A 20,361-nucleotide genomic window follows, 5' to 3' on the forward strand; every position below is an offset into this window, starting at 1 on the left:
ATGAGTCACGCCGATATCCTTCACTTCACCAGCCAGGCGCTCTGGCTGGTGCTGATCCTCTCCATGCCGCCGGTGCTGGTGGCGGCGCTGGTGGGCACCCTGGTCTCTTTGCTGCAGGCGCTGACCCAGATCCAGGAGCAGACCCTGGGCTTTGTCGCCAAGCTGATCGCCGTGGTGATCACCCTGTTTGCCACCACCGCCTGGCTCGGTAACGAGCTCTACAGTTTTGCCGACATGGTGCTGTTCAAGGTGCCGCAGATCCAATGACACTGGAGAGCCTGCAGGCCCAGATGCTGGCCTATACCCTGCTGCTGCCGCGTTTTATCAGCTGCTTCGTGATGCTGCCGGTGCTCAGCAAACAGATGCTGGGGGGGGCGATGATCCGCAACGGCGTGGTCTGCTCGCTGGCGCTCTACGCCTATCCCACGGTCGCCGACACCTTGCCGGATCAGATCGACGGCATGGCGCTGGCCATGCTGATCGCCAAGGAGGTGCTGCTCGGCCTGCTGATCGGCTTTGTCGCCGCCATCCCCTTCTGGGCCATCGAGGCGAGCGGGTTTCTGATCGACAACCAGCGCGGCGCCGCCATGGGCTCCCTGTTCAACCCGAGTCTCGGCAGCCAGACCAGTCCCACCGGCCTGCTGCTGACCCAGACCCTGATCACCCTGTTCTTTGCCAGCGGCGCCTTTCTCGCCCTGCTGGCCGCCCTGTTCCAGAGCTACATAAGCTGGCCGGTGGCGCACTTTTTCCCCACCATCGACGAGCAGTGGGTCAACTTTTTCTACGGCCAGTTCAGCCATATGTTGCTGCTCTGCGCTTTGCTGGCGGCGCCGCTGCTGATCGCCATGTTTCTGGCCGAATTCGGGTTGGCGCTGATCAGCCGCTTCGCCCCCTCCCTCAACGTCTTCGTGCTGGCGATGCCAATAAAAAGCGCCGTCGCCAGCCTGCTGCTGGTCATCTACATCAAGCTGATGATGGATCACGCCTATAAACAGGTGCTGGCGGTGATGGACCCGCTGCAACTGCTGATCCCCATTCTGGAGGCGCGATGAGCGGCGAGAAGACCGAACAACCCACCCCCAAGAAGTTGCGGGACGCCCGCAAGAAGGGGCAGGTGGTCAAGAGCAAGGAGGTGGTCTCCACCGCCATCATCCTGAGCCTGATCGGCATGCTGATGGCGATGTCCGACTACTACCTCGAACATCTGGGCAAGCTGATGCTGATCCCCGAATCCCATCTCAACCTCCCCTTTAGCCAGGCACTCAACCATGTACTGGAGAACCTGATGCAGGAGATGGCCTATCTCTGCATCCCGATCCTCGCGGTCTCGGCGCTGGTGGTGCTCGTCTCCCACTTCGCCCAGTACGGTTTTCTGCTGAGCGGCGAGTCCATCAAGCCCGATATCAAGAAGATCAATCCGGTGGAGGGGGCCAAGAAGATCTTCTCCATCAAGAGCCTGATGGAGTTCGCCAAATCCCTGCTCAAGGTGGCCCTGCTGAGCCTCTTGGTATGGGTCACCATCGAGGGCAACCTGCAGGCGATGCTCCAGTTGCCCGGCTGCGGCATGAGCTGCATCACCCCGGTGCTGGGGGGCATGCTGGGCCAGCTGATGGCGGTCTGTGCCATGGGCTTTGTGGTGATCGCCATCGCCGATTACGCCTTCGAACACTACCAGCACATCAAGCAGCTGAAGATGAGCAAGGACGAGGTGAAGCGGGAGTACAAGGAGATGGAGGGGAGCCCCGAGATCAAGAGCAAGCGTCGCCAGTTCCATCAGGAGTTGCAGTCGAGCAACATGCGTGCCGACGTGAAGCGCTCCTCGGTGATCGTTGCCAACCCGACCCATATCGCCATCGGCATCCGCTACGAGCGGGGAGAAACCCCGCTGCCGGTGGTCACCCTCAAGTTCACCGATGCCCAGGCGCTGCAGGTGCGCAAGATTGCCGAAGAGGAGGGGATCCCGGTGCTGCAGCGTATCCCGCTGGCCCGCGCCCTCTATCGGGATGCCCAGCTCAACAACTACATTCCCGCCGACCAGATCGAGGCGACCGCCGAAGTCCTGCGCTGGCTGGAGCAGTGGCGCCAGAGCGAAGGGCCGCAGTGGTAGGGCTGCAAGCTGCCCACTTGGCCGAACAAACGGCACAAACAGCGAAAAACTGACAAATCCCCGACCGCCCCCTGATATAGCGCACCGCCACGGCTCGTTATCATCCCCTTATCGTCAACCCTGTCGGGAATCACATCATGGCCTTACCAGCAATCGGTGGACACATTCACCTCAACCACACCACGCCGTCCCATCAGACAGAAGCCAGCCCGCTGCTGACCCGGGGCAACAAGCTGTTCGAACAGTCCGTTCAGCGTGGCATCGGTCACTTCCAGAGTAGCGATCTCAAGCAGGTCATCAGCGCCCTGCACCAGTTGCAAGCAGCCCCCAATAGCGGCAAGGCGCAGCGGGTGCAGGATGCAATCCAGCACTGGGAGCAGCACCACCCCAAAGAGGTGGCCGCTCGCGGCGCTCGTCTGACCGAACTGAAACAGGCGCTGGCCGAACAGGGGGCCATCACCAGAGCCGCCCCGCGACATGAACCGAAAGTGATGGCGGGTGGCACTCAGGCACTGCTGCAAAAGAGCATGGCCGGACTGGAAAAACTGGGCAGCTACGCCTGCACCGACGCCCAGACCTTTGTCCGGCCCAACAACCCGGGCTACCAGAAGATCATCGGCAAACTCAACGACTTCGGGCAGGATCCCCAGCGTCTGGCGGCCAACCAGCGCGCCAACAACAGCGCCAATATGGCCGCCATCCAGATCACCAAAAACAAGCAGCCACTCTCCTTGCGCACCATGGAAAACATCGCGAAGGCGGTGGATGACGCCAAGGCCGGTTGCTGCTCGACCCTGGCCTATTCGGCGGCGGCCGAACTGCTGCGCCACAACAGTGATCAGCGGATCGAAGTGCTGGCCCATCGTGGTGCACAGGGTCACGCCGAGACTCACTGCTTTGTGGTGATTGGCCGTGCAGAAGGGAGTGAACTCACCAAGCCGGAGAGCTGGGGACCACACGCCAAAGTGGTCGACCCCTGGGCCGCGACCATCGGGGCGCCACTGGTCGGCACCCCCGCCCGCCCCCCTATCGCCAACCTGTGGCCGCCCACAGAGTCGGTTTTTGATAACGCCCGTCAGGAGGATTAATGATGTTTCATGCCATGCTATCGACCCTCGTTCGCCAGCTATCCCTGCCGCAGGAGTGCCTGCACGAAGAGGGACTGGATCTGCAGGCGGGCCCCTTCAGCCTTCATATTCGCGAGCGGGATCAACTGGTGACCCTGTTTATCCCGCTGGGGGATATCCAGACCCCTTCCCTCGCCGCCATGGCCGACTGGCCGGTGCTGCAACTCAGTCGCGGCAGCGAGCAGAGCACCCTGCTCTGGTGTCGCGAGTGGCTGGACAAACTGGATGTGGAACTCCTGACCGACATGGTCAGCCGCATGTTGCATCAGGCCGACGCCCTGAGCCAAAGCACAACTCCGGCAGCCCCCGGGGTCAGTGAGCCCGCGCTCGAACAGACCCTGTCACACCCGAACTGCGGTATCCCGACGACCATTCGCGCCTGATATCAGCGTCTGCTCATAAGGGAAAACAGCGCAACCAGAACGGGGCCATCACTGATGGCCCCGTTCTGTTTCTCATGTTGAATGGATTTGCCCCTACACCAGCTCCCCCAGTGCGCCGATCAGGGCGTCGAGTCCTTGATCTACTTTCGAGCGCGGGCAGCCGACGTTGAGGCGGATATAGCCTGTGCCTTCGGGGCCATAGGTGTCGCCGCGCATGATGGCGACCCGGTATTTTTCCACCAGCAAGGCTTGCAGCGCATCCATCCGCTCGGTCGTGTCGATGCCAAGACCGCTCAAGTCAATCCAGGCGAGATAGGTTCCCTCGGGCACCCGATAGTCGATAGCGGGGAAGGCAGCGTTGAGCCGCGCCGCCACATGAGTAAGGTTGCCGTGCAGATAGGCTTTCAGCGCATCGAGCCAGGCACCGCCGTTCCGATAGGCGCTGATATGGGCCAGCACCCCGAGAATCGGCGGTGATGAGAGGCCATGGGCCGCCTTGAGCCGTTGCAGATAGGCGGACCGCGCCTCGGCGTTGGCGATAAAGGCGTAGGCGCCGCCAAGGGCCGGAATATTGAAGGATTTGGAGCCCGAGCTCACCAGTGCCCAGTGATCGTCCGGTGCTACCTCACTCCACGGCAGATAGCGGGCAAAGCTCACATCCATATGGATGTCGTCCGAGATCACCTTGACCCCGTGGCGCTGGCAGATAGCAGCCATTCGACTCAATTCATCCCGCGTCCAGACCCGGCCGGTGGGGTTGTGGGGGCTGCAGAGCAGCAAAATCCGGCAATCGGGGCGAGCGGCCTGTTGCTCGAAGCATGCCCAGTCGATCTGGTAACTCCCCTCGCCTTTTATCAGCGGGCAAGGCAGCAGCACCCTGTCGTTGGCGGCCAGCATATTGCCGAAGGCGTCGTAGGCGGGAGTATGCACCAGCACCCCTTCACCCGGCTCCGACCAGAGGCTCACCAGCTGGGCAATCACATAGATGACCGAAGGGCCATAAACCAGCGTCTCGGGGTCGAGGCTCGCCCCATAGCGATGGGCAAACCAGTCGCTCACCGCCCCTTTGAAGTCGTCGTGATTCCAGCGGCTGTAGCCAAATACCCCGTGCTCAAGGCGGGCTGCTAACGTCTGGCGAATGCAGGGGGCGGTCTCGAAATCCATGTCGGAGATGGTAAAGGGGAGCAGATCGGCATGGCCAAAACGGTCGGCCACATAGTCCCACTGGGTGCAGTAGGTGCCGTGGCGGTCGACCACGCGGTCGAAGTCATAAATATCGTGCATGAAGTTTCTCCCTCCATAAACAGGAGACATATTGGGAGAGGCAAACAAGGGGGGCTTGCGCCCCCCGTTCGGATCTTATTGGCCGGTTCAGGCCCCCATCAGACTCTGCAGCTGGTTTTTCACCAGATGCACCTGCGGGCCGATCACCACCTGCAGGTTGTGCTCGTCGAGCTTGATCACCCCGATGGCGCCGTTCGCCTTCAATACCTTGTCATCGACCCGGCTCATGTCCTGCACCGACATCCGCAGGCGGGTGATGCAGTTATCGAGCGCCAAGATGTTATCGGCGCCGCCCAGGGCGTTGAGGATGATTTCACCGTTGTAACCGCTGTTGCCGGCCTTCTTGCCCGCGGGCTGGGCAGCCTCGCTGGTTTCGATTTCGCGGCCAGGGGTTTTGAGGTTAAAGCGGACGATGGCGAAGCGGAACACGCTGTAGTAGATGGCAAACCAGATCGCAGCCGCGACCGGCACCAGATACCACTTGGTGGCGGTGCCTTGCAGCACGCCGAACACCAGAAAATCAATGAGGTTGCCGTCGGTGTTGCCGATGGTGACGCCAAGCAGCCCCATGGTCATAAAGCCCAGACCCGTCAGGATGGCGTGAATAACGTAAAGCACCGGCGCCACGAACAGGAATAGGAACTCCAGCGGCTCGGTAATGCCGCCGATGACGCAGGCCACTACGCCGGAGACCAGCAGCGCCTTGATCTTGCCGCGATTCTCCGGACGAGCGCAGTGATACATGGCGAGCGCCGCACCCGGCAGACCGCCGAGGAAGGCAGGCATCTTGCCCTGAGAGAGGAAGGAGGTGGCAGAGACCGAGAAGCCGGTGGTGTCGGCGCAGGAGAGCTCGGCGTAGAAGATATTGAGGGCGCCGCTCACCTCGTGACCGCATACCAGCTGGGTGCCGCCTGCTTCGGTAAAGCGAATGAGCGCCACCAGAATGTGGTGCAGACCGAGTGGCAGCAGCAGGCGCTCACCGGTACCGAACAGGAAGGGGCCGAAGGGACCGGCGTGGGAGATCAGCGCCCCGATACCATTGATGCCAGCGGCAAACCAGGGCCAGGCGAACGGCACGACCAGACCGACTACACCCAGCACCAGCACTGTGATAATGGGTACGAAGCGGGCACCACCGAAGAAGGCGAGCGCATCGGGCATCTTGTAGGTGTAGAAACGAGCGTGCAACTTGGCGACGATCACCCCGACGATGATGGCCCCCAGAATCCCGGTGTCGATGGAGCTGATGCCGAGGATCGATTTCACCCCGTAGGCCTTCTCCGCCGCCGCGTCACCGATGACGTTGGCCACGGTCAGGTAGAAGTTGATGGAGAGGTTGAGTGCCGCATAGCCAACGAAACCGGCAAAGGCCGCGACCCCCTTCTCTTCTCGCGCAAGCCCCAGCGGAATGGCCACCGCAAACATCACCGGCAGGTAGATAAAAGCCACCAGTCCCACCTTGGTCATCCAGAGGAACAGCAGTTGCAGCACGGTATTGTCGAGGAAGGGCATGCTCTGCTTGACCGCATCGCTGGTGAGCGAGCTGCCGACACCGAGCAGGATGCCCGAGAAGGCCAGCAGGGCGACCGGCAACATAAAGGTCTTGCCGAGGCTCTGCAGGAACTCCCAGATGGTGGATTTGGCTTGAGGCTTGGCCATGAAACGGCTCCTTGTGAATAAACAGCAATATCTGCGGCTGCCCTCCCCCGCTCGAGGCGATCTCGACGCAATCTCGAAGCAGAGGCGCGGGTCAGCATCAGGTTTTGCTGGATGATAAATCGTTTTATCAACTTGCAAGTGCCGACAAGATCACAGAATGAGGGGGCTGGCTGGCAGCAGGATCCAAATTTGTGAGCCGGATCGGCCCAACGGTGATGTAACGTTTCACTTAAGTACTCGAGCAGGTATGCTGGGGCCTCGCACTCAACCAGCCATCGCACCCCATTCGCCCTATGCCGTCCAAACCGCTCGTCTCGAAAAACGTCAAGATCACAGATGTCGCCCAGCGGGCGGGAGTCTCGGTCACTACCGTCTCCATGGTGCTCAACGGCAAGGGGCGCATCTCACCCGCCACCGCCGAGCGGGTGCAGCAGGCGATAAAAGAGCTCGACTACGTGCCCAACAGCGCCGCCGCCAACCTGCGCAGCCAGCAATCCAATCTGGTAGGGCTGATCCTGCGCGACATCACCGACCCCTTCTATACCGAAGTGACCGCCGGGGTGAGCGAAGTGCTGGAGCAGCAGGGCTATCTGCTGTTTCTGACCCAGTGCGGCCACAGCCCTGAGCGGTTGCAGCAGAGCATTCAGTCCCTGTCACGGCAGGGGGTGGCGGGCATCATCTTCAATCCGGTGCGCGGCGCGGCGGCCAAGACCCTGGAGACCCTGCTCGACTCCGAACTGCCGGTGGTGTGCGCCGCCCGCTCCTACTATCGCGATGACGTGGACTTTATCGGCCCCGACAACACCCACGCCGCCAAACAGGCCACCACTTATCTGATCGAACAGGGTCACCGCCATATCGCCTACGTCGGCGGGCGGGCCGACTCCCTCACCCGCGCCGAGCGGATCGGCGGCTACTGTGCCAGCCTGCTGCAATACGGCCTGCCCTTCAAACCGGAGTGGGTGCTCGAATGTGAGCGCACCCAGCGCAGCGCAGCCGACACCATCGCCCAGCTGCTGCACCAGCACCCCAAGGTGACCGCCGTGCTCTGCCACTACCCCGAAGTGGCCCTTGGCGGCATTTACGGCGTCGAGGCGAGCGGGCGCACCGTGGGCAAAGACAACTACATCGGCCAGCAGGTGGCCCTGCTCGGCTTTGACGACGTAGCGGAAGCGGAACTCACCACTCCCGCTCTCACCTTTGTCAGCTCACCGGCGCGGGAGATTGGCCGTCAGGCGGCAAGGCGGCTGCTGACCCGGATGCAGCAACCCGAGCTCGCCCCCAACCGCCATATCATCACCCCCAACTTGCAGAAGCGGGAGTCGGCTTGAACTGGCTGGGCAGCCCCACCCGCCATATCATCACCGCTCACCAGCAAACCGCAAAAGCGGGAGTCGGCCTGACGCACACGGTTGCAACGCGCGGGCAAGGGGCTGTCGAGGTCAAGTAGTAAAGAAGGGGCGCAAAACGTGAGCCTGCTCACTGCGCTGGCAAGGAGAGATTGAGAGCCAAGTGGAGATGGATATGATGGGCGTCCACTCTCTTCACGAGCCCCTTTATGAGCAACCCGCACGACCAGAACCCGCCGAGTGAAATCCATCGCTGTGACAAATGTGGCGAGCGCACCCGCCATATCGTGGTATTGGTGCCACGGGATCACAGCCAGGATGTGATGCCCAAAGACCCGCGCAAAGCCTTCTGGCAAGCCTTTCGCTCCAGCAGCCTGACCAATGTGGTCTTCGGCCAGACCCTCGCCTATCAGGCCACCCATGTAAAACATCTTATCTGCGAGCGCTGCGGGGAGACGTTTCTGGAGTATTGATGGCTCCAGCCTGTCATCCGCCACACAATCAACCGAATAAACTCCCGCCATCAAGCAAGTAGTTTGTTGATCCTTGGCAGGTTTTTACCTGCTGCCGGTTTTGCATTGCCCCCACCTTGATTACCATGGCTCACTTGGCAACCTGGATTGGGAGAGAAGTTGCCGAGATCGCTCTGGCCACCATAGCGCCATCCCCTCCAGCCACATCACCGGTTAACAGCAGCAGAGTGGAGGCTGTCGTCCAGGGGCGGTAGCGTGTCGCTTGGCCACAACCCCCTCTCCAACAATCCACAAGGATCCCCGCCGTTATGTTTGAGTACGTCGAAAAACTGCAAGCGCGCATCGCTACCATGGTCAGCCAGAACGAAGCCGGGATCCGGCAGGCGGCCCACTGGTTTAGCGAGGCTATCGTCCACAACAAGATGATCCATATGCTGGGCACCGGGCACTCTCATATGGTCGGGCTGGAGGGGTTTATCCGTGCCGGTGGCCTTGGCAATATCAACGCCGTGCTCGACTCCACCGTCACCACCGCCGATGGTGCACTGCGCAGTTCGGCGCTGGAGAAGCTGCCGGGGCTTGCCGCCATCCTGTGGGAAGAGCAGCCGATTGCGCCGGGGGATCTGATGGTGGTCATCTCTAATTCGGGGCGCAACGCCCTGCCCATCGAGTGGGCCCAGCTTGCCAGAACACGCGGCCACAAGGTGATCGTTATTACCTCGGTGGCGCAATCGGCGCAAAACCCGAGTCGTCACCCTTCTGGCCAGAAGCTGATGGAACTGGCCGATCTGGTACTTGACAACTGCGTGCCACCGGGCGATGGCCTGTGCGAAGTCAATGATCGGGTCACCGGCGCCTTCTCCTCCATCTCCGGCATGGTTCTGATCAATACGCTAGTAGTCGAAGCGCAGAAACTGGCGCTGGCACAAGGAGTCACCCCGCTTATTTTCTCCAGCCAGAATGTGGATGGATTTAATAACGATGATGTTTACCGCCATTTCCAAGGGCGATTGAAGTCGATGTGAGTGTCTAAATAATACTTTTTTTTGAAATTAAACCATCAACAAAAATTGAGATCACATAGTGGCAGATTATATAAACAAAAACATCCTTAGTCAGGCTTATATTCATGTTGAGCCGAGAGGAATGGAAACCGATGAACAATTAGAGTCATTCAAAGAAAATTTAAGAATATTTTCCTTGACTCGTACTGAGTTCTTTTTATCTGAAGGTCTTGAGATCAATGTTGAGTTTGAAGATGGTTCAATAAAAGCTCGTGTAACTGTAATTGGCACACTAATGCTTCTACTTCAAGGTATTAGTTCTTATAAAGACTTCAGAGAGAGCCTTCAACTTCTGTACTCTGATGCAAAATGGCTATCGGATGCCATCATATCGGAATCTTTATATCAAACTAAGGCAAAACATCATGATGTAATCAGAGTGGAGGCTAGAACTGGAATTATTGGCTCCATTCATAAAGTTTTTAATAAGTTGGAAAACATTAAACGTGGAGCAAAAGGAGCTATGCTCGCCACTGATATTGTAGATAAGATTGATGATGCGCAAAATGAAATATTAAAATTAATGGATAACATCTGTGATTTAGCTGATAAGGATTTAGTCGCAAAAGAATGTATTGCTTTGGTTAAGGAGCTACCAGAAACACCTGTACCACCCAAAGATAAAGAAAATAAAAATTATGCTATCGACGAGTACAGACGAAAAAAATCAAATCTAATCGGCGCAATAGAAATCCATATCATGGTTGATGAGTAATATCAAATTATCTATAACGCAGATGTGCGGTGATACCTTATTTGACCATAAGTCCTGATAGTAACGACATTAGGCCATTTGATACCAATAAAAGGATAATGGATGAAACGTATTCTGATTATTGGCAACTCGGGATCCGGCAAGAGCTGGTTAGCGGCCCGATTGGCTGAGGAATTAACTATCCGCGAAGTCAATCTGGACACCATTGTCTGGCAGCCGGGCGGCTTTAACCAGAAACGGCCCCAGCATGAGATTGACCATGCCATTCAAACACTTGCTCAAGAGCCCTCATGGGTGGTCGAAGGGGTATTTGGCGCCCTGGCCGAGCAACTGCTTGATACTGCCGATACCCTGCTCTTTCTCGATCTCGACTGGTCTCTATGCCGGGATTCACTGCTATCGCGTGGGTCACAAAGCGCCAAACAGCGCGATGCTGTGGCTGCGAAAAAGAACTTTCAACAACTTCTGGTGTGGGCATCGGAATATGAGCAGCGAGCCAGCAAAAGCTCCCGCCAATTCCATCACGAGCTGTTTGATCGATTCCCAAACGACAAGCACCGTTTTACGACTCGGGCAGCGGTAAATAGCTATCTCACTCAACTGACCGTTAAGCGCTAGCAGGAGACTTGATGGACCAATACAAACAGACGCCAAAACCTGACTATCTGTTTTTCAAAAAATTTATATCCTATCTGGCAATTACCGCACCTATCGGCCTGCTCCCGGAATTTATCCGGCAGGATTTTCATATGGATTTGCTCTCATGGCAGAAGGGCGGCCGCCTCACTCTGATCATGATCGGCGTCGCGGCGGCTATGGCGGGAATTGACTGGCTCGCGCATCGCTATCGAACCAAACGACAGCAGCCAAAGGGCTCAGTTGGTGAGAACAGGTAAGGGAAGAGCGGGCTGCCATAGACATGCCAGCCCGTAGGTTCGAATAGCGCAGCGTATTCGGACATTCGCGTCATCACCTCTACCTTCCTGCCATCCCCTCTCTGGCCACCACTCGCTCTTCCCAAACAGCGGTGCCATTCACTTCGTTCATTGCCCCCTACGTCTCCCATCCCTCCTCTGTGCTCGCCTGCCTAAATATCCCTCCCGCCCCCCTCTTTAGGCGCATAAAAATCCTAATCCGCCCGACGAAACCGCGACTTTTTGTGATAAGAGTCACATCTCACGGCACCGTTAAACCACATATAAATCCAGACCCTGCAGGTGATTAATTTATTGATATGGCGCATAACAAACCTTGCCGCACGCTTGATACCAATTCATTTGTTTGTTTTTAAAGAAAAAATCAGCAATGACCTGAAAATGGCGAGTCCTGCCTGAAAACGGGATCTTCATCACATCGCGTTTTACTGCGCACAAAAATCCAGTGATTAGCACATTTGTCCGATAGGGAGGGGGCGAGTGAGCCGCGATAATGATCAGGTCATTTTTATCCAGTACGTCGATACGTACTCACGCATAGCTTCCGTCACCGGAAGCGGGGAGAGCGCCATGATCACCACCTTGATCAATGAACATCTGATCAATCTCGATTTGAAAGCGACGCAAAAGGAAGAGGTCTTCACCGAGATGGCCCGCCTGCTGGCGTCGCAAGGCAAGGTCAGCGACGAGCAGGCCTTTATCAAGGATCTGTGGGCCCGCGAAGAGCTGGGCAACACCGGCTTTGAGGAGGGCGTGGCCCTGCCCCACGCCAAGAGTGCGGCGGTGTGCAACCCGGCGGTCGCCATCGGCATCAGCCGCAACGGCATCGAGTACGGCGCCGAAGATGGCAAGCCGTCCCACATTTTCTTTATGATCGCCTCCCCCGATGGCGGTGCCAATCACCATATCGAGGTGCTGGCCGAGCTCTCCGGCAAGCTGATCGAAGAGGGCTTTATCGCCAAGCTGCTGGCGGCCAAGAGTCCGACCGACGCGCTGGCGCTGCTGCTGGCCAAGAAAGAGGAGCAGAGCGCGGCCCCGACCACCAGCAAGGGTTTCATCATCGGTGTCACCGGTTGCCCGGCCGGTATCGCCCACACCTATCTGGCGGCCGAGTCGCTGGAGCGCGCCGCCCGCGAGCTGGGTTATGAGGTGAAGGTGGAGACCAATGGCTCCATCGGCGTCAAGAACAGCCCGACCGCGGACGAGATTGCCCGTGCCACCGCCATCGTGGTCGCCTGCGACAAGCAGGTGGACATGGCCCGCTTCGCTGGCAAACCGCTGATCAAGACCGGCGTCAAGGCCCCTATCAAAGATGGCAAGGGTCTGATCGAGCAGGCGCTGAAGGCTCCTGCCTATGTGGCTGGCAAAGAAGATAAAAAGGGTGAAGAGAAGAGCGCGGGCGGCAGTTCCGATCTCTATCGCTACCTGATGAACGGTGTCTCCCACATGATCCCGTTCGTGGTGACCGGCGGTCTGTTGATTGCGCTGGCGCTGGCCATCGGCGGCAACCCGACCCCGAGCGGCATGCAGATCCCGGAAGGGAGCATGTGGAACCAGATCCTCAACGTGGGTGTGGCCGCCTTTACTCTGATGATCCCCATTCTGGCGGGCTATATCGCCTACGCCATCGGTGATCGTCCGGCGCTGGCGCCAGGCTTTATCGGCGGCTGGATCGCCAACAACGGCAGCTTCTACGGCGCTGACGCCGGAACCGGCTTCATCGGTGCCATCATCGCGGGCCTGCTGGTCGGCTATCTGGTGCGCTGGATTGCCACCCGTCAGTACCACAAGATGGTGCAACCGCTGGTGCCGATCCTGATCGCTCCGATCGTGGGTTCCCTGTTTATCGCTGCGGTATTCATCTTCATCATCGGCGCCCCGATTGCCGACATGATGACTGGCCTCAACGCCATGCTGCTCTCCATGAGCGGTGGCAGCCTGGTGCTGCTGGGTATCGTGCTGGGTGGTATGGCCGGCTTTGATATGGGTGGCCCGGTCAACAAGGTGGCGTTCCTGTTCTCCGTCGGCATGATTGCCTCCGGTCAGACCCAGTTTATGGGAGCCATGGCCTGCGCCATCCCGGCCGCGCCCCTTGGCATGTCGCTGGCAACCGTGCTTGGTCGCAAGCTCGGTATCTTCGATGCCTCTGAAATCGAAGCGGGCAAAGCCGCCGGTGCCATGGGTCTGGTGGGTATCTCCGAAGGGGCGATTCCATTCGCCGCTCGTGATCCGCTGGCCGTGATTCCGGCCAACATTCTGGGCAGCATGACCGCTGCGGTGATGGCCTTCCTGTTTGGCATCACCAACAGCGTTGCCCACGGTGGCCCCATCGTGGCCCTGCTGGGTGCGGTCAACAAACCGCTGCTGGCGCTGCTCTGCATGATCTGCGGTGCCATCGTCACCGGCGTGGTGGCGGTTGCCCTGAAAAAGCTGCGGGTCAAAAAGAGTGACGAGGTGACCCTGGCCAAAGCGGCCTGAGTTCCCCCTCGCCATTGCGGCTCGCAATACATGACAAGAGGCCACCCCACGGGGTGGCCTCTTTGCGTTTGTCGAACAAACCCGCCAAGGGGATTTGCCTTCTGTTATGCCCGCAGTAATGGGCGCTGCTGATGCTGAGCCAGGGTCATCAATACCTCCAGCTGCTCCGGTTTTTGCACCATAACGCCATTGCGGCTGGTGCGCATGCTGCTGACCACATCCTCCACGCTCAGCTGATTGTTGCGCGGCTCATGCATCGCCATGGCACCGATCACCTGCGCGGTACGTCCCACCCCGGCACGGCAATGAACCACCGGTAGCAATTTGTTCTCATCCCCCACCGCCGAACTGCCCGCCTTCTCATACATGGCGCGCTTCGCTTGCGCATTTTGCTCCAGCAGGGCTGACAGCCGTTCAGTCACCTCGGCGCTGACGGCCGTTTTATCGGGCCAGTTGCTGACATGAACCACGGGCACCTGGATCCCCTTCTTGCCAGAGCCGGGCATGGTCAGTGCCATCTGATAAACATCGGCCTGAATGCCATCACCCAGGTCGACACTCATCTTGTGATCGGACTTTACCGATACCGCCCCATATTGGCCGCTCTGACGGAAATAGTCGGGCATCTTGAACTGGGGATTGGCGATTTCGTTGGCGGACGCCAGAACTGCCAGTACCGGCGTCCGGTTGTCGAACAGCATCTGCAGATGACTCTCCAGCTGACTGTCGAGCGGGTACTGGCAAGCAATGGAGCGATGGGTGCCGACCTGCACATAGTTGGCGTTGAGATCAGGGCGCACGGCGGTCATCTTGTTGGCGCGAATGTCGTTGAAGCGGTTGAGCTGACTGCCATCGCGGCTTTGCAGATAACGATCAGGTTGCACCGAGGGTTGCAGCTGTTGCTGCAAACCGGCCAGCCTGCTGCTCAGCTCCCGCTTCGTCTGCGCCCCGTAAGGATCAACCGCCACAGGGGTCACCATTCTGGGCGCGGCACTCATCAGTCGTTCATGCTGCTGGGCCAGTGCCGGGCTGGCATTACGCGGAGGAAGGGCCGGAGCCTGACGTGGCGGCAATGGCGGCGCATCCTGACCTGCTGGCGCGCTCGCCCCGTGACGTTGTGCCCCCTGCTGACGCATGGCGGCATCCAGCAAGGTCTTGGCATCCCTGAGGGTCAGCTGGTCGCTGCGCAATCCCACCAACTGGCTCTGGCCATGACCGAGGCTACGCAGCTCGAAGTTGTTCTGATTGAAGCGCACTGTGCTCTTGTGCAGTTCAGCGACATCGTTCTGATTGAGGGCAATCTCCTGCACATGATGAAGCACTTCCCGAGCGAATGCTTTTTCTGTATCCCGGGCACCATTGGTGACGGTCAACCCCTGAAAACGTCCCTCCGTGTTGGCAGCCACGCCGCCTCTCAATTTGCCGGTCACCTCGCCATGTTGCTGCTCGACAAGCTGGGTTACCTGTTGGTGAAGAGAGTGAATCGCTAAGGTCATGTTTACCTCGAATGGCATGAGTGAGCCGCGAGTATAAAAAGTGCTATTCCCCTCTCCTTGCACTGCCGGTCGGAAATTTTTAGCCATATGGCAAAGTGACCGATAGCAACAAAATCGATACCCATAAATGACAAATGAAATGGCTGTTTTTCGATAGTTTGCCCACCTCTCTCCACCTCTGCTGCAGGCAGCCACACATGAACGAACAATTTGACGCCGCGTTAAACGCCCTGGGCCACCACCTCGGGATCCCGCTCACTACCACAGAGGGCGTTGCCAGCATCACACTGGACAATAGCCATACCATCCATCTGGCAGCGATCGGCGATAGCCAGCTTGCCCTCTTTGTGCGCCTCTCTCCCCTCAAAGATGCAGAGCAGGCCATCGCGCTACTGCAACAAAATCTCTTCTCGGCCAATCCCGCCAGCCCGCGTATCGCACTCTCTCCGGATAATCATCTCATCCTCTGGAGCCAGCATCCCCTGAGCGCCATGGATGGCAGCACCCTCTATCAGGCCCTGACCACCCTGCATCACCATAGTCTGAGCGGATTATCGGCCTCCTCTGACATCAGTGAGTCAGACAGACATGACTACTCGCCATCCCCTCTGCTGAAGGTCTAGACAACCGAAAAACCAATACAGGGCCGCTTGCAACGGGCGGCCATGTCACCGGCCTGTGATAGCAAAACCGTTCGCCAAGCTGGCCACTTCGCCATCAATCTGGCCTGCTCAATGTGATCCTCTTCACGCTTGGGGGCCAAATCGGACAAAACTAGGAAAATTTCCTAGCCCCACTAGGGATGGCTCTCAAGCCATTTATTTCCCCCCTGATTAGAGTCACCTCACCTGATGTCGTGACCCGCACCGCGACGGGCAATGTGCCCCGTCATCCCGTGCCGGGCCCGGGTTTATATGGATGGAATGTCGAGCGCAGCAACGGCTGGCAGCCCCTGACGTTCCGTTCCCCCTTCCGTGGCGTGACCTCTTACAACCTATTTACAAATGAGGGGCGCGGCGGAAATACCGTCTATCTCGCAGAGGATGAACGAAGATGTTGAAATTTCTCCAACAGGTCCGGGTCCCCACCCTGGACCTGCCGGTCGAAGCCCGGCGCAAGCTCTGGTTCAAGCCGTTTATGCAATCTTATCTGGTTGTATTTATTGGCTATTTGACCATGTATCTGATCCGCAAGAACTTCAACATTGCGCAAAACGACATGATCCAGGAGTACGGTCTCTCCATGACCGAGCTCGGCATGATCGGTCTTGGCTTCTCCATCACCTACGGGGTGGGCAAGACCATCGTCTCCTACTACGCCGATGGCAAGAACACCAAGCAGTTCCTGCCACTGATGCTGATCCTCTCCGCGCTCTGCATGCTGGGCTTCAGTGCCAGCATGGGCGGCACGGGTTTTAGCCTCTACTTCATGATCTTCTTCTACGCGGCCAGCGGTTTCTTCCAGAGCTGTGGCGGCTCGTGCAGCTACTCCACCATCACCAAGTGGACCCCTCGCAACAAGCGCGGCACCTATCTGGGTATGTGGAATCTCTCCCACAACGTGGGCGGTGCCGGTGCGGCCGGTGTGGCGCTGTTCGGTGCCAACTACCTGTTTGATGGCAACGTGCTCGGCATGTTTATCTTCCCGTCCATCATCGCGCTGGTCGTCGGCTTTATCGGCCTGCGTTTTGGTAGCGATTCACCGGAAGCCTATGGCTTGGGCAAGGTGGAAGAGCTGTTTGACGAAGTGGCGAGCGAAGAAGATATCGCCACCGAAGAGCAGAAGCTGACCAAGGGTCAGATCTTCGTGAAGTACGTGCTGCTGAACAAGGTGATCTGGCTGCTCTGCTTTGCCAACATCTTCCTCTACGTGGTGCGCATCGGTATCGACCAGTGGTCCACCGTCTACGCTCACCAGGTACTGGGCTTCTCCAAAGAGATCGCCATTCAGGGCTTCACCTTCTTCGAAGTGGGCGCACTGGTCGGCACCCTGATGTGGGGTTACCTCTCCGATCTGGCCAATGGCCGTCGTGGTCTGGTGGCTTGCGTGGCGCTGGCGCTGATTATCGCAACCCTGGGTCTCTACCAGCATGCGACCACCCAGTTCATGTTCCTGGGCTCCCTGTTCACTCTGGGCTTCCTGGTGTTTGGTCCGCAACTGCTGATCGGCGTGGCCGCCGTGGGCTTCGTACCCAAGCAGGGCATCAGCGTGGCCGATGGCGTCAAGGGCACCTTCGCCTACCTCATCGGTGACAGCTTCGCCAAACTGGGTCTGGGCATGATCGCCGATGGCACCCCCATCTTCGGTCTGACCGGCTGGACCGGCACCTTCGCTGCGCTGGACATCGCCGCAGCCACCTGTCTGGTGCTGATGGGCTGTGTTGCCGTGGCCGAAGAGCGCAAGATCCGCCGCATCAAGCGCGAACTGAAAGCCACCGAGCTGGCTGCCCAGACCGCCTGATCCCCTCAAGATTGTCGCTGATTGTTCAGGGCCACCCACACGGGTGGCCCTTGTTGTTTTGGGAAACCAGACACCCGACTGGCCCGACATCTGCCTGCACTGCCGCTCAAGGGGCAGGCATATCCCCATCAAGATCCCACTTTTCATATGGACTTTTGGTAAAAGCCCCCCGCTGGCGCTATCTTGTGGCTCCCCCTTGTCAGCATCACAGAGAGCAGATGAAGATCGTCGCCGTCACCGCTTGCCCGACCGGTATTGCCCATACCTATATGGCTGCCGATGCCCTGCAAAAAGCCGCCACTGCGCTGGGGCTCAAGATCAAGGTCGAAACACAGGGCGCCATGGGCATGGAGAACATGCTGACCGCCCGCGATATTGCCAGCGCCGATCTGGTGCTGATTGCCTCCGATATCGAGATCGAGCAGAAAGAGCGTTTCCTCGGCTGCCCCGTCCATCAGGTGACACTGGAAACCGTGCTGCTGGATGCCAACGCCGTACTCAAGGCCCTGCCGATCCCGGCCTGATGCTGACCCGCGAGATCACCTTCTACTGCCAGCAGGGGTTGAGCATCACCCAGGCCAAGCAGTTGAACCGGCTGGCGGGGATGTTCAAATCCACCATCCGCTGCGCCAACCTCACCCGGCGCCAGACCGTTGCCGCCAGCAACCAGCTCTCCCTGCTGACCCTCGCCACCCAGCCCGGCGATCTCTGCCAGTTGCAGATTGCTGGGTGCGATGCCGAGCTGGCCCATATGGCCTTCACCTGCTGGTGCGGCGAACTGGGTCAACCGCTGGTGCGCCCGCGCACCGCCGCGCTGGCGGAGTTGCGACTGGCCAACGCCCTGCCCGACTACCATTTTGCCCTGCGCCAGCTGGCCCACAGCCCCGAACCGCTGAGCAAGGCCGAGGCCCTCGAGCATCTGATCGATCTGCTGCCCGCCGAGCTGGTCACCAACCGCGCCACCCTGACCGCCTCAGTGGAGCGGCGCGAGCAGGTCTCTGCCACCATCATTCGCCCCGGCCTTGCCATGCCCCATGTATTGAGCGAAGGAATAAGCCAGCCAGCGCTGACCCTGCTTAGCTGCAAAGAGTCCATCGAGTGGGGCTCTCAAATCGGGCCGGTGCAGACCATCATTCTGCTGGCGGTGCCGGTCGGCTGCGGACGGGAGACCCTGCGCCCCCTCACCCGACTGGCGCAGGCGATGATCGACGATGTGGTCAGCCACGCCCTGTTGCAGGCAGGCTCGGCCCCCGCCCGTCAGGCTATCGTGATCGAGAGCCTGCTGAGCTAAGCCTGCGACACTAAACCACCCGGCCCCATGTCATACGGGGCTCTTTGCACGCGTCTTGTCACGCAGCCATTCATCCTGCCCTCAGCACCCTGTGGTACACTCGCTGCCATCGTCTGTCTGAAGTGTGTATCCGATGAAATCTCCCCGTTCCCGTCTCTCTGTCAGCCGTTCGCCGCGCGATAACGCCCCGCGCTCGGCGGCCAACCCAGCCGCACCACACCATGCCGCCACCCGCAAACCGGAGCTGGCGCCAGCGGATCGCAAGCTGTTGCTGCTGAACAAGCCCTACATGGTGCTCTGCCAGTTCACCGACGAGGCGGGCCGGGAGACCCTCAAGGATTACATCACCGAACCCGGCATCTACGCCGCCGGGCGGCTCGATCGCGACAGCGAGGGATTGCTGCTGCTCACCAACGACGGCAAGCTGCAGGCTCGCCTCACCCAGCCGGGGGAGAAGACCCCCAAGACCTACTGGGTGCAGGTGGAAGGGATCCCCAGCGAAGAGAAACTGGCTACCCTGCGCGCCGGCGTCGAGCTCAATGACGGCATGACCCTGCCCGCCGGGGTGCGCATCATGGATGAACCTGCGGTGTGGCCGCGCAATCCGCCCATTCGCGAGCGCAAGGAGATCCCCACCAGCTGGCTGGAGATCACCATCATCGAGGGGCGCAACCGCCAAGTGCGGCGGATGACCGCCCATATCGGTCACCCCACCCTGCGCCTTATTCGCTACGCCATCGGTGACTGGACGTTAGATGGTCTGGCGCCGGGGACAAGCCGCAGCCTGCCCGCCCCCGAGCTGGCACTGCTCTCCACCAGCCGCCCGCAGCCATCGTCCTCCCGTTCGGGCGCTCATACCGCCAAACCGGCAGGGGCTGCACCACGGCGGGCCAGCCAGCCGGGACGGGACGAGCGTCCCCGCAGCACTCACCCAACCGAGCGCGTAACCCCAAACCCGACCGGCGGCAAACCCCGCAGCAGCGGGCGCGGTACGGCCCGTAGACCGGCGCGCGCAATCAATCCCAATAGCAGCGACAAGGAGTCATGATGAGCAATCAGGCAGAGCAATCGTCCACCAGCCATGCCCGCATGGAGGCGCGCCTGACGGTCGCCGCCCTGGTGCAGTGGCAAGGCCGCTTTCTGGTGGTGGAAGAGGAGATAAAAGGCCAGCGCCGCTTCAACCAGCCCGCCGGTCATGTGGAGCCGGGGGAAAACCTGCTGGAAGCGGCCTGCCGCGAACTGAAAGAGGAGACGGGGCTGACCGCCACGCCGACCGCTTGGCTCGGCACCTATCTGTTCAAACCGGCCGACAGCGAGGCCACCTATGTGCGCACCGCCTTGATCTTCGACCTTGAAAAAGCGCCCGGTCAGCACCATCCAGAGGATCCTGACGGCGATGTGCTGGCGTGCCACTGGCTCACTCTGGAAGAAATAGCGGAATGCAAACCGGTCCTGAGAAGCCCGCTGGTGTGGCAGTGCATCGAGGATTATCTGGCCGGCACCCGCCTGCCGCTCTCGGCGCTCAAGGCCTTTATTTGAG

Annotated in this window: 21 protein-coding genes; 18 read left to right on the forward strand and 3 right to left on the reverse strand. The window is 59.4% G+C overall.

Annotation, left to right across the window (positions count from 1 at the left end; genetic code table 11):
* The 5 genes from ascS to I6G90_RS09605 all read left to right on the forward strand — a co-directional run bounded on the left by ascS (nt 1) and on the right by I6G90_RS09605 (nt 3,617).
* The gene (ascS, locus tag I6G90_RS09585) at nt 1-267 is read left to right on the forward strand and encodes a SctS family type III secretion system export apparatus subunit AscS (protein WP_005334586.1); all 267 of its coding nucleotides are present in this window, start codon (nt 1-3) and stop codon (nt 265-267) included.
* Nucleotides 264-1,052 (forward strand): SctT family type III secretion system export apparatus subunit AscT, encoded by a 789-nt coding sequence (gene ascT, locus I6G90_RS09590; RefSeq protein WP_111809602.1) that lies wholly within the window; start codon nt 264-266, stop codon nt 1,050-1,052. The genes ascS and ascT overlap by 4 nt, the downstream gene beginning before the upstream one ends.
* Nucleotides 1,049-2,107: a SctU family type III secretion system export apparatus subunit AscU gene (gene ascU, locus I6G90_RS09595; RefSeq protein ID WP_058052885.1), complete on the forward strand. Its 1,059-nt coding sequence runs from the start codon at nt 1,049-1,051 to the stop codon at nt 2,105-2,107. Before ascT ends, ascU begins: the two co-directional genes overlap by 4 nt.
* Before the next feature lie 137 nt (nt 2,108-2,244).
* Nucleotides 2,245-3,195, forward strand: a complete 951-nt coding sequence (locus I6G90_RS09600; protein WP_197931017.1) for a hypothetical protein — start codon at nt 2,245-2,247, stop codon at nt 3,193-3,195.
* Entirely contained in the window at nt 3,195-3,617 is a 423-nt protein-coding gene (locus I6G90_RS09605; protein ID WP_197931019.1) for a type III secretion system chaperone family protein, read from the forward strand. Before I6G90_RS09600 ends, I6G90_RS09605 begins: the two co-directional genes overlap by 1 nt.
* 93 nt (nt 3,618-3,710) lie before the next feature.
* Here I6G90_RS09605 and I6G90_RS09610 read toward each other — a convergent pair whose 3' ends face one another.
* Nucleotides 3,711-4,901 carry a MalY/PatB family protein gene (locus I6G90_RS09610; RefSeq protein WP_232254442.1) on the reverse strand — a complete coding sequence of 397 codons (1,191 nt, stop codon included), beginning with the start codon at nt 4,899-4,901 and terminating at the stop codon, nt 3,711-3,713.
* 87 nt (nt 4,902-4,988) lie between these two features.
* Entirely contained in the window at nt 4,989-6,560 is a 1,572-nt protein-coding gene (gene malX, locus I6G90_RS09615; protein ID WP_033135228.1) for a maltose/glucose-specific PTS transporter subunit IIBC, read from the reverse strand.
* A 293-nt stretch (nt 6,561-6,853) separates the two neighbouring features.
* Here malX and I6G90_RS09620 point away from each other — a divergent pair, with 293 nt between their 5' ends.
* From I6G90_RS09620 to I6G90_RS09650, 7 genes are all read left to right on the forward strand, one after another.
* The gene (locus I6G90_RS09620; protein WP_197931021.1) at nt 6,854-7,891 is read left to right on the forward strand and encodes a Mal regulon transcriptional regulator MalI; all 1,038 of its coding nucleotides are present in this window, start codon (nt 6,854-6,856) and stop codon (nt 7,889-7,891) included.
* A 227-nt stretch (nt 7,892-8,118) separates the two neighbouring features.
* Nucleotides 8,119-8,382: a hypothetical protein gene (locus I6G90_RS09625; protein WP_197931023.1), complete on the forward strand. Its 264-nt coding sequence runs from the start codon at nt 8,119-8,121 to the stop codon at nt 8,380-8,382.
* A gap of 308 nt (nt 8,383-8,690) precedes the next feature.
* The gene (locus I6G90_RS09630; protein ID WP_197931025.1) at nt 8,691-9,407 is read left to right on the forward strand and encodes a sugar isomerase domain-containing protein; all 717 of its coding nucleotides are present in this window, start codon (nt 8,691-8,693) and stop codon (nt 9,405-9,407) included.
* Between the two features lie 58 nt (nt 9,408-9,465).
* The gene (locus tag I6G90_RS09635; RefSeq protein WP_197931027.1) at nt 9,466-10,161 is read left to right on the forward strand and encodes a hypothetical protein; all 696 of its coding nucleotides are present in this window, start codon (nt 9,466-9,468) and stop codon (nt 10,159-10,161) included.
* Between the two features lie 102 nt (nt 10,162-10,263).
* Nucleotides 10,264-10,779, forward strand: a complete 516-nt coding sequence (locus tag I6G90_RS09640; RefSeq protein ID WP_197931029.1) for a P-loop NTPase family protein — start codon at nt 10,264-10,266, stop codon at nt 10,777-10,779.
* Between the two features lie 11 nt (nt 10,780-10,790).
* On the forward strand, nt 10,791-11,057 hold the full coding sequence (locus tag I6G90_RS09645; RefSeq protein WP_197931031.1) for a hypothetical protein: 267 nt from the start codon (nt 10,791-10,793) through the stop codon (nt 11,055-11,057).
* A gap of 609 nt (nt 11,058-11,666) precedes the next feature.
* Entirely contained in the window at nt 11,667-13,574 is a 1,908-nt protein-coding gene (locus I6G90_RS09650) for a PTS fructose transporter subunit IIABC (protein WP_197931033.1), read from the forward strand.
* Between the two features lie 104 nt (nt 13,575-13,678).
* Here the strand turns inward: I6G90_RS09650 and I6G90_RS09655 are convergent, their stop codons facing one another.
* Entirely contained in the window at nt 13,679-15,070 is a 1,392-nt protein-coding gene (locus tag I6G90_RS09655) for a protein-tyrosine phosphatase family protein (RefSeq protein WP_197931035.1), read from the reverse strand.
* A gap of 197 nt (nt 15,071-15,267) precedes the next feature.
* Between I6G90_RS09655 and I6G90_RS09660 the strand changes: the two genes are divergently transcribed.
* The 6 genes from I6G90_RS09660 (at nt 15,268) to I6G90_RS09685 (ending at nt 20,360) form a co-directional block, all read left to right on the forward strand.
* Nucleotides 15,268-15,693, forward strand: coding sequence for a CesT family type III secretion system chaperone (locus I6G90_RS09660; RefSeq protein ID WP_197931037.1), 426 nt, complete (start codon nt 15,268-15,270; stop codon nt 15,691-15,693).
* Nucleotides 15,694-16,123: 430 nt separating this feature from the next.
* Nucleotides 16,124-17,530 carry a hexose-6-phosphate:phosphate antiporter gene (uhpT, locus tag I6G90_RS09665; protein ID WP_042063684.1) on the forward strand — a complete coding sequence of 469 codons (1,407 nt, stop codon included), beginning with the start codon at nt 16,124-16,126 and terminating at the stop codon, nt 17,528-17,530.
* 218 nt (nt 17,531-17,748) lie between these two features.
* Nucleotides 17,749-18,054, forward strand: coding sequence for a PTS fructose transporter subunit IIB (locus I6G90_RS09670; RefSeq protein WP_111807860.1), 306 nt, complete (start codon nt 17,749-17,751; stop codon nt 18,052-18,054).
* The gene (locus I6G90_RS09675) at nt 18,054-18,821 is read left to right on the forward strand and encodes a PTS sugar transporter subunit IIA (protein WP_197931039.1); all 768 of its coding nucleotides are present in this window, start codon (nt 18,054-18,056) and stop codon (nt 18,819-18,821) included. The genes I6G90_RS09670 and I6G90_RS09675 overlap by 1 nt, the downstream gene beginning before the upstream one ends.
* Nucleotides 18,822-18,954: 133 nt before the next feature.
* Nucleotides 18,955-19,869 (forward strand): 23S rRNA pseudouridine(2457) synthase RluE, encoded by a 915-nt coding sequence (gene rluE, locus I6G90_RS09680; RefSeq protein ID WP_197931041.1) that lies wholly within the window; start codon nt 18,955-18,957, stop codon nt 19,867-19,869.
* Nucleotides 19,869-20,360 carry an NUDIX hydrolase gene (locus I6G90_RS09685; RefSeq protein ID WP_197931043.1) on the forward strand — a complete coding sequence of 164 codons (492 nt, stop codon included), beginning with the start codon at nt 19,869-19,871 and terminating at the stop codon, nt 20,358-20,360. Before rluE ends, I6G90_RS09685 begins: the two co-directional genes overlap by 1 nt.
* Nucleotide 20,361: the final 1 nt, after the last annotated feature.

This window comes from Aeromonas allosaccharophila (genome assembly GCF_016026615.1).
GTDB classification, from domain to species: Bacteria; Pseudomonadota; Gammaproteobacteria; order Enterobacterales; family Aeromonadaceae; genus Aeromonas; species Aeromonas allosaccharophila.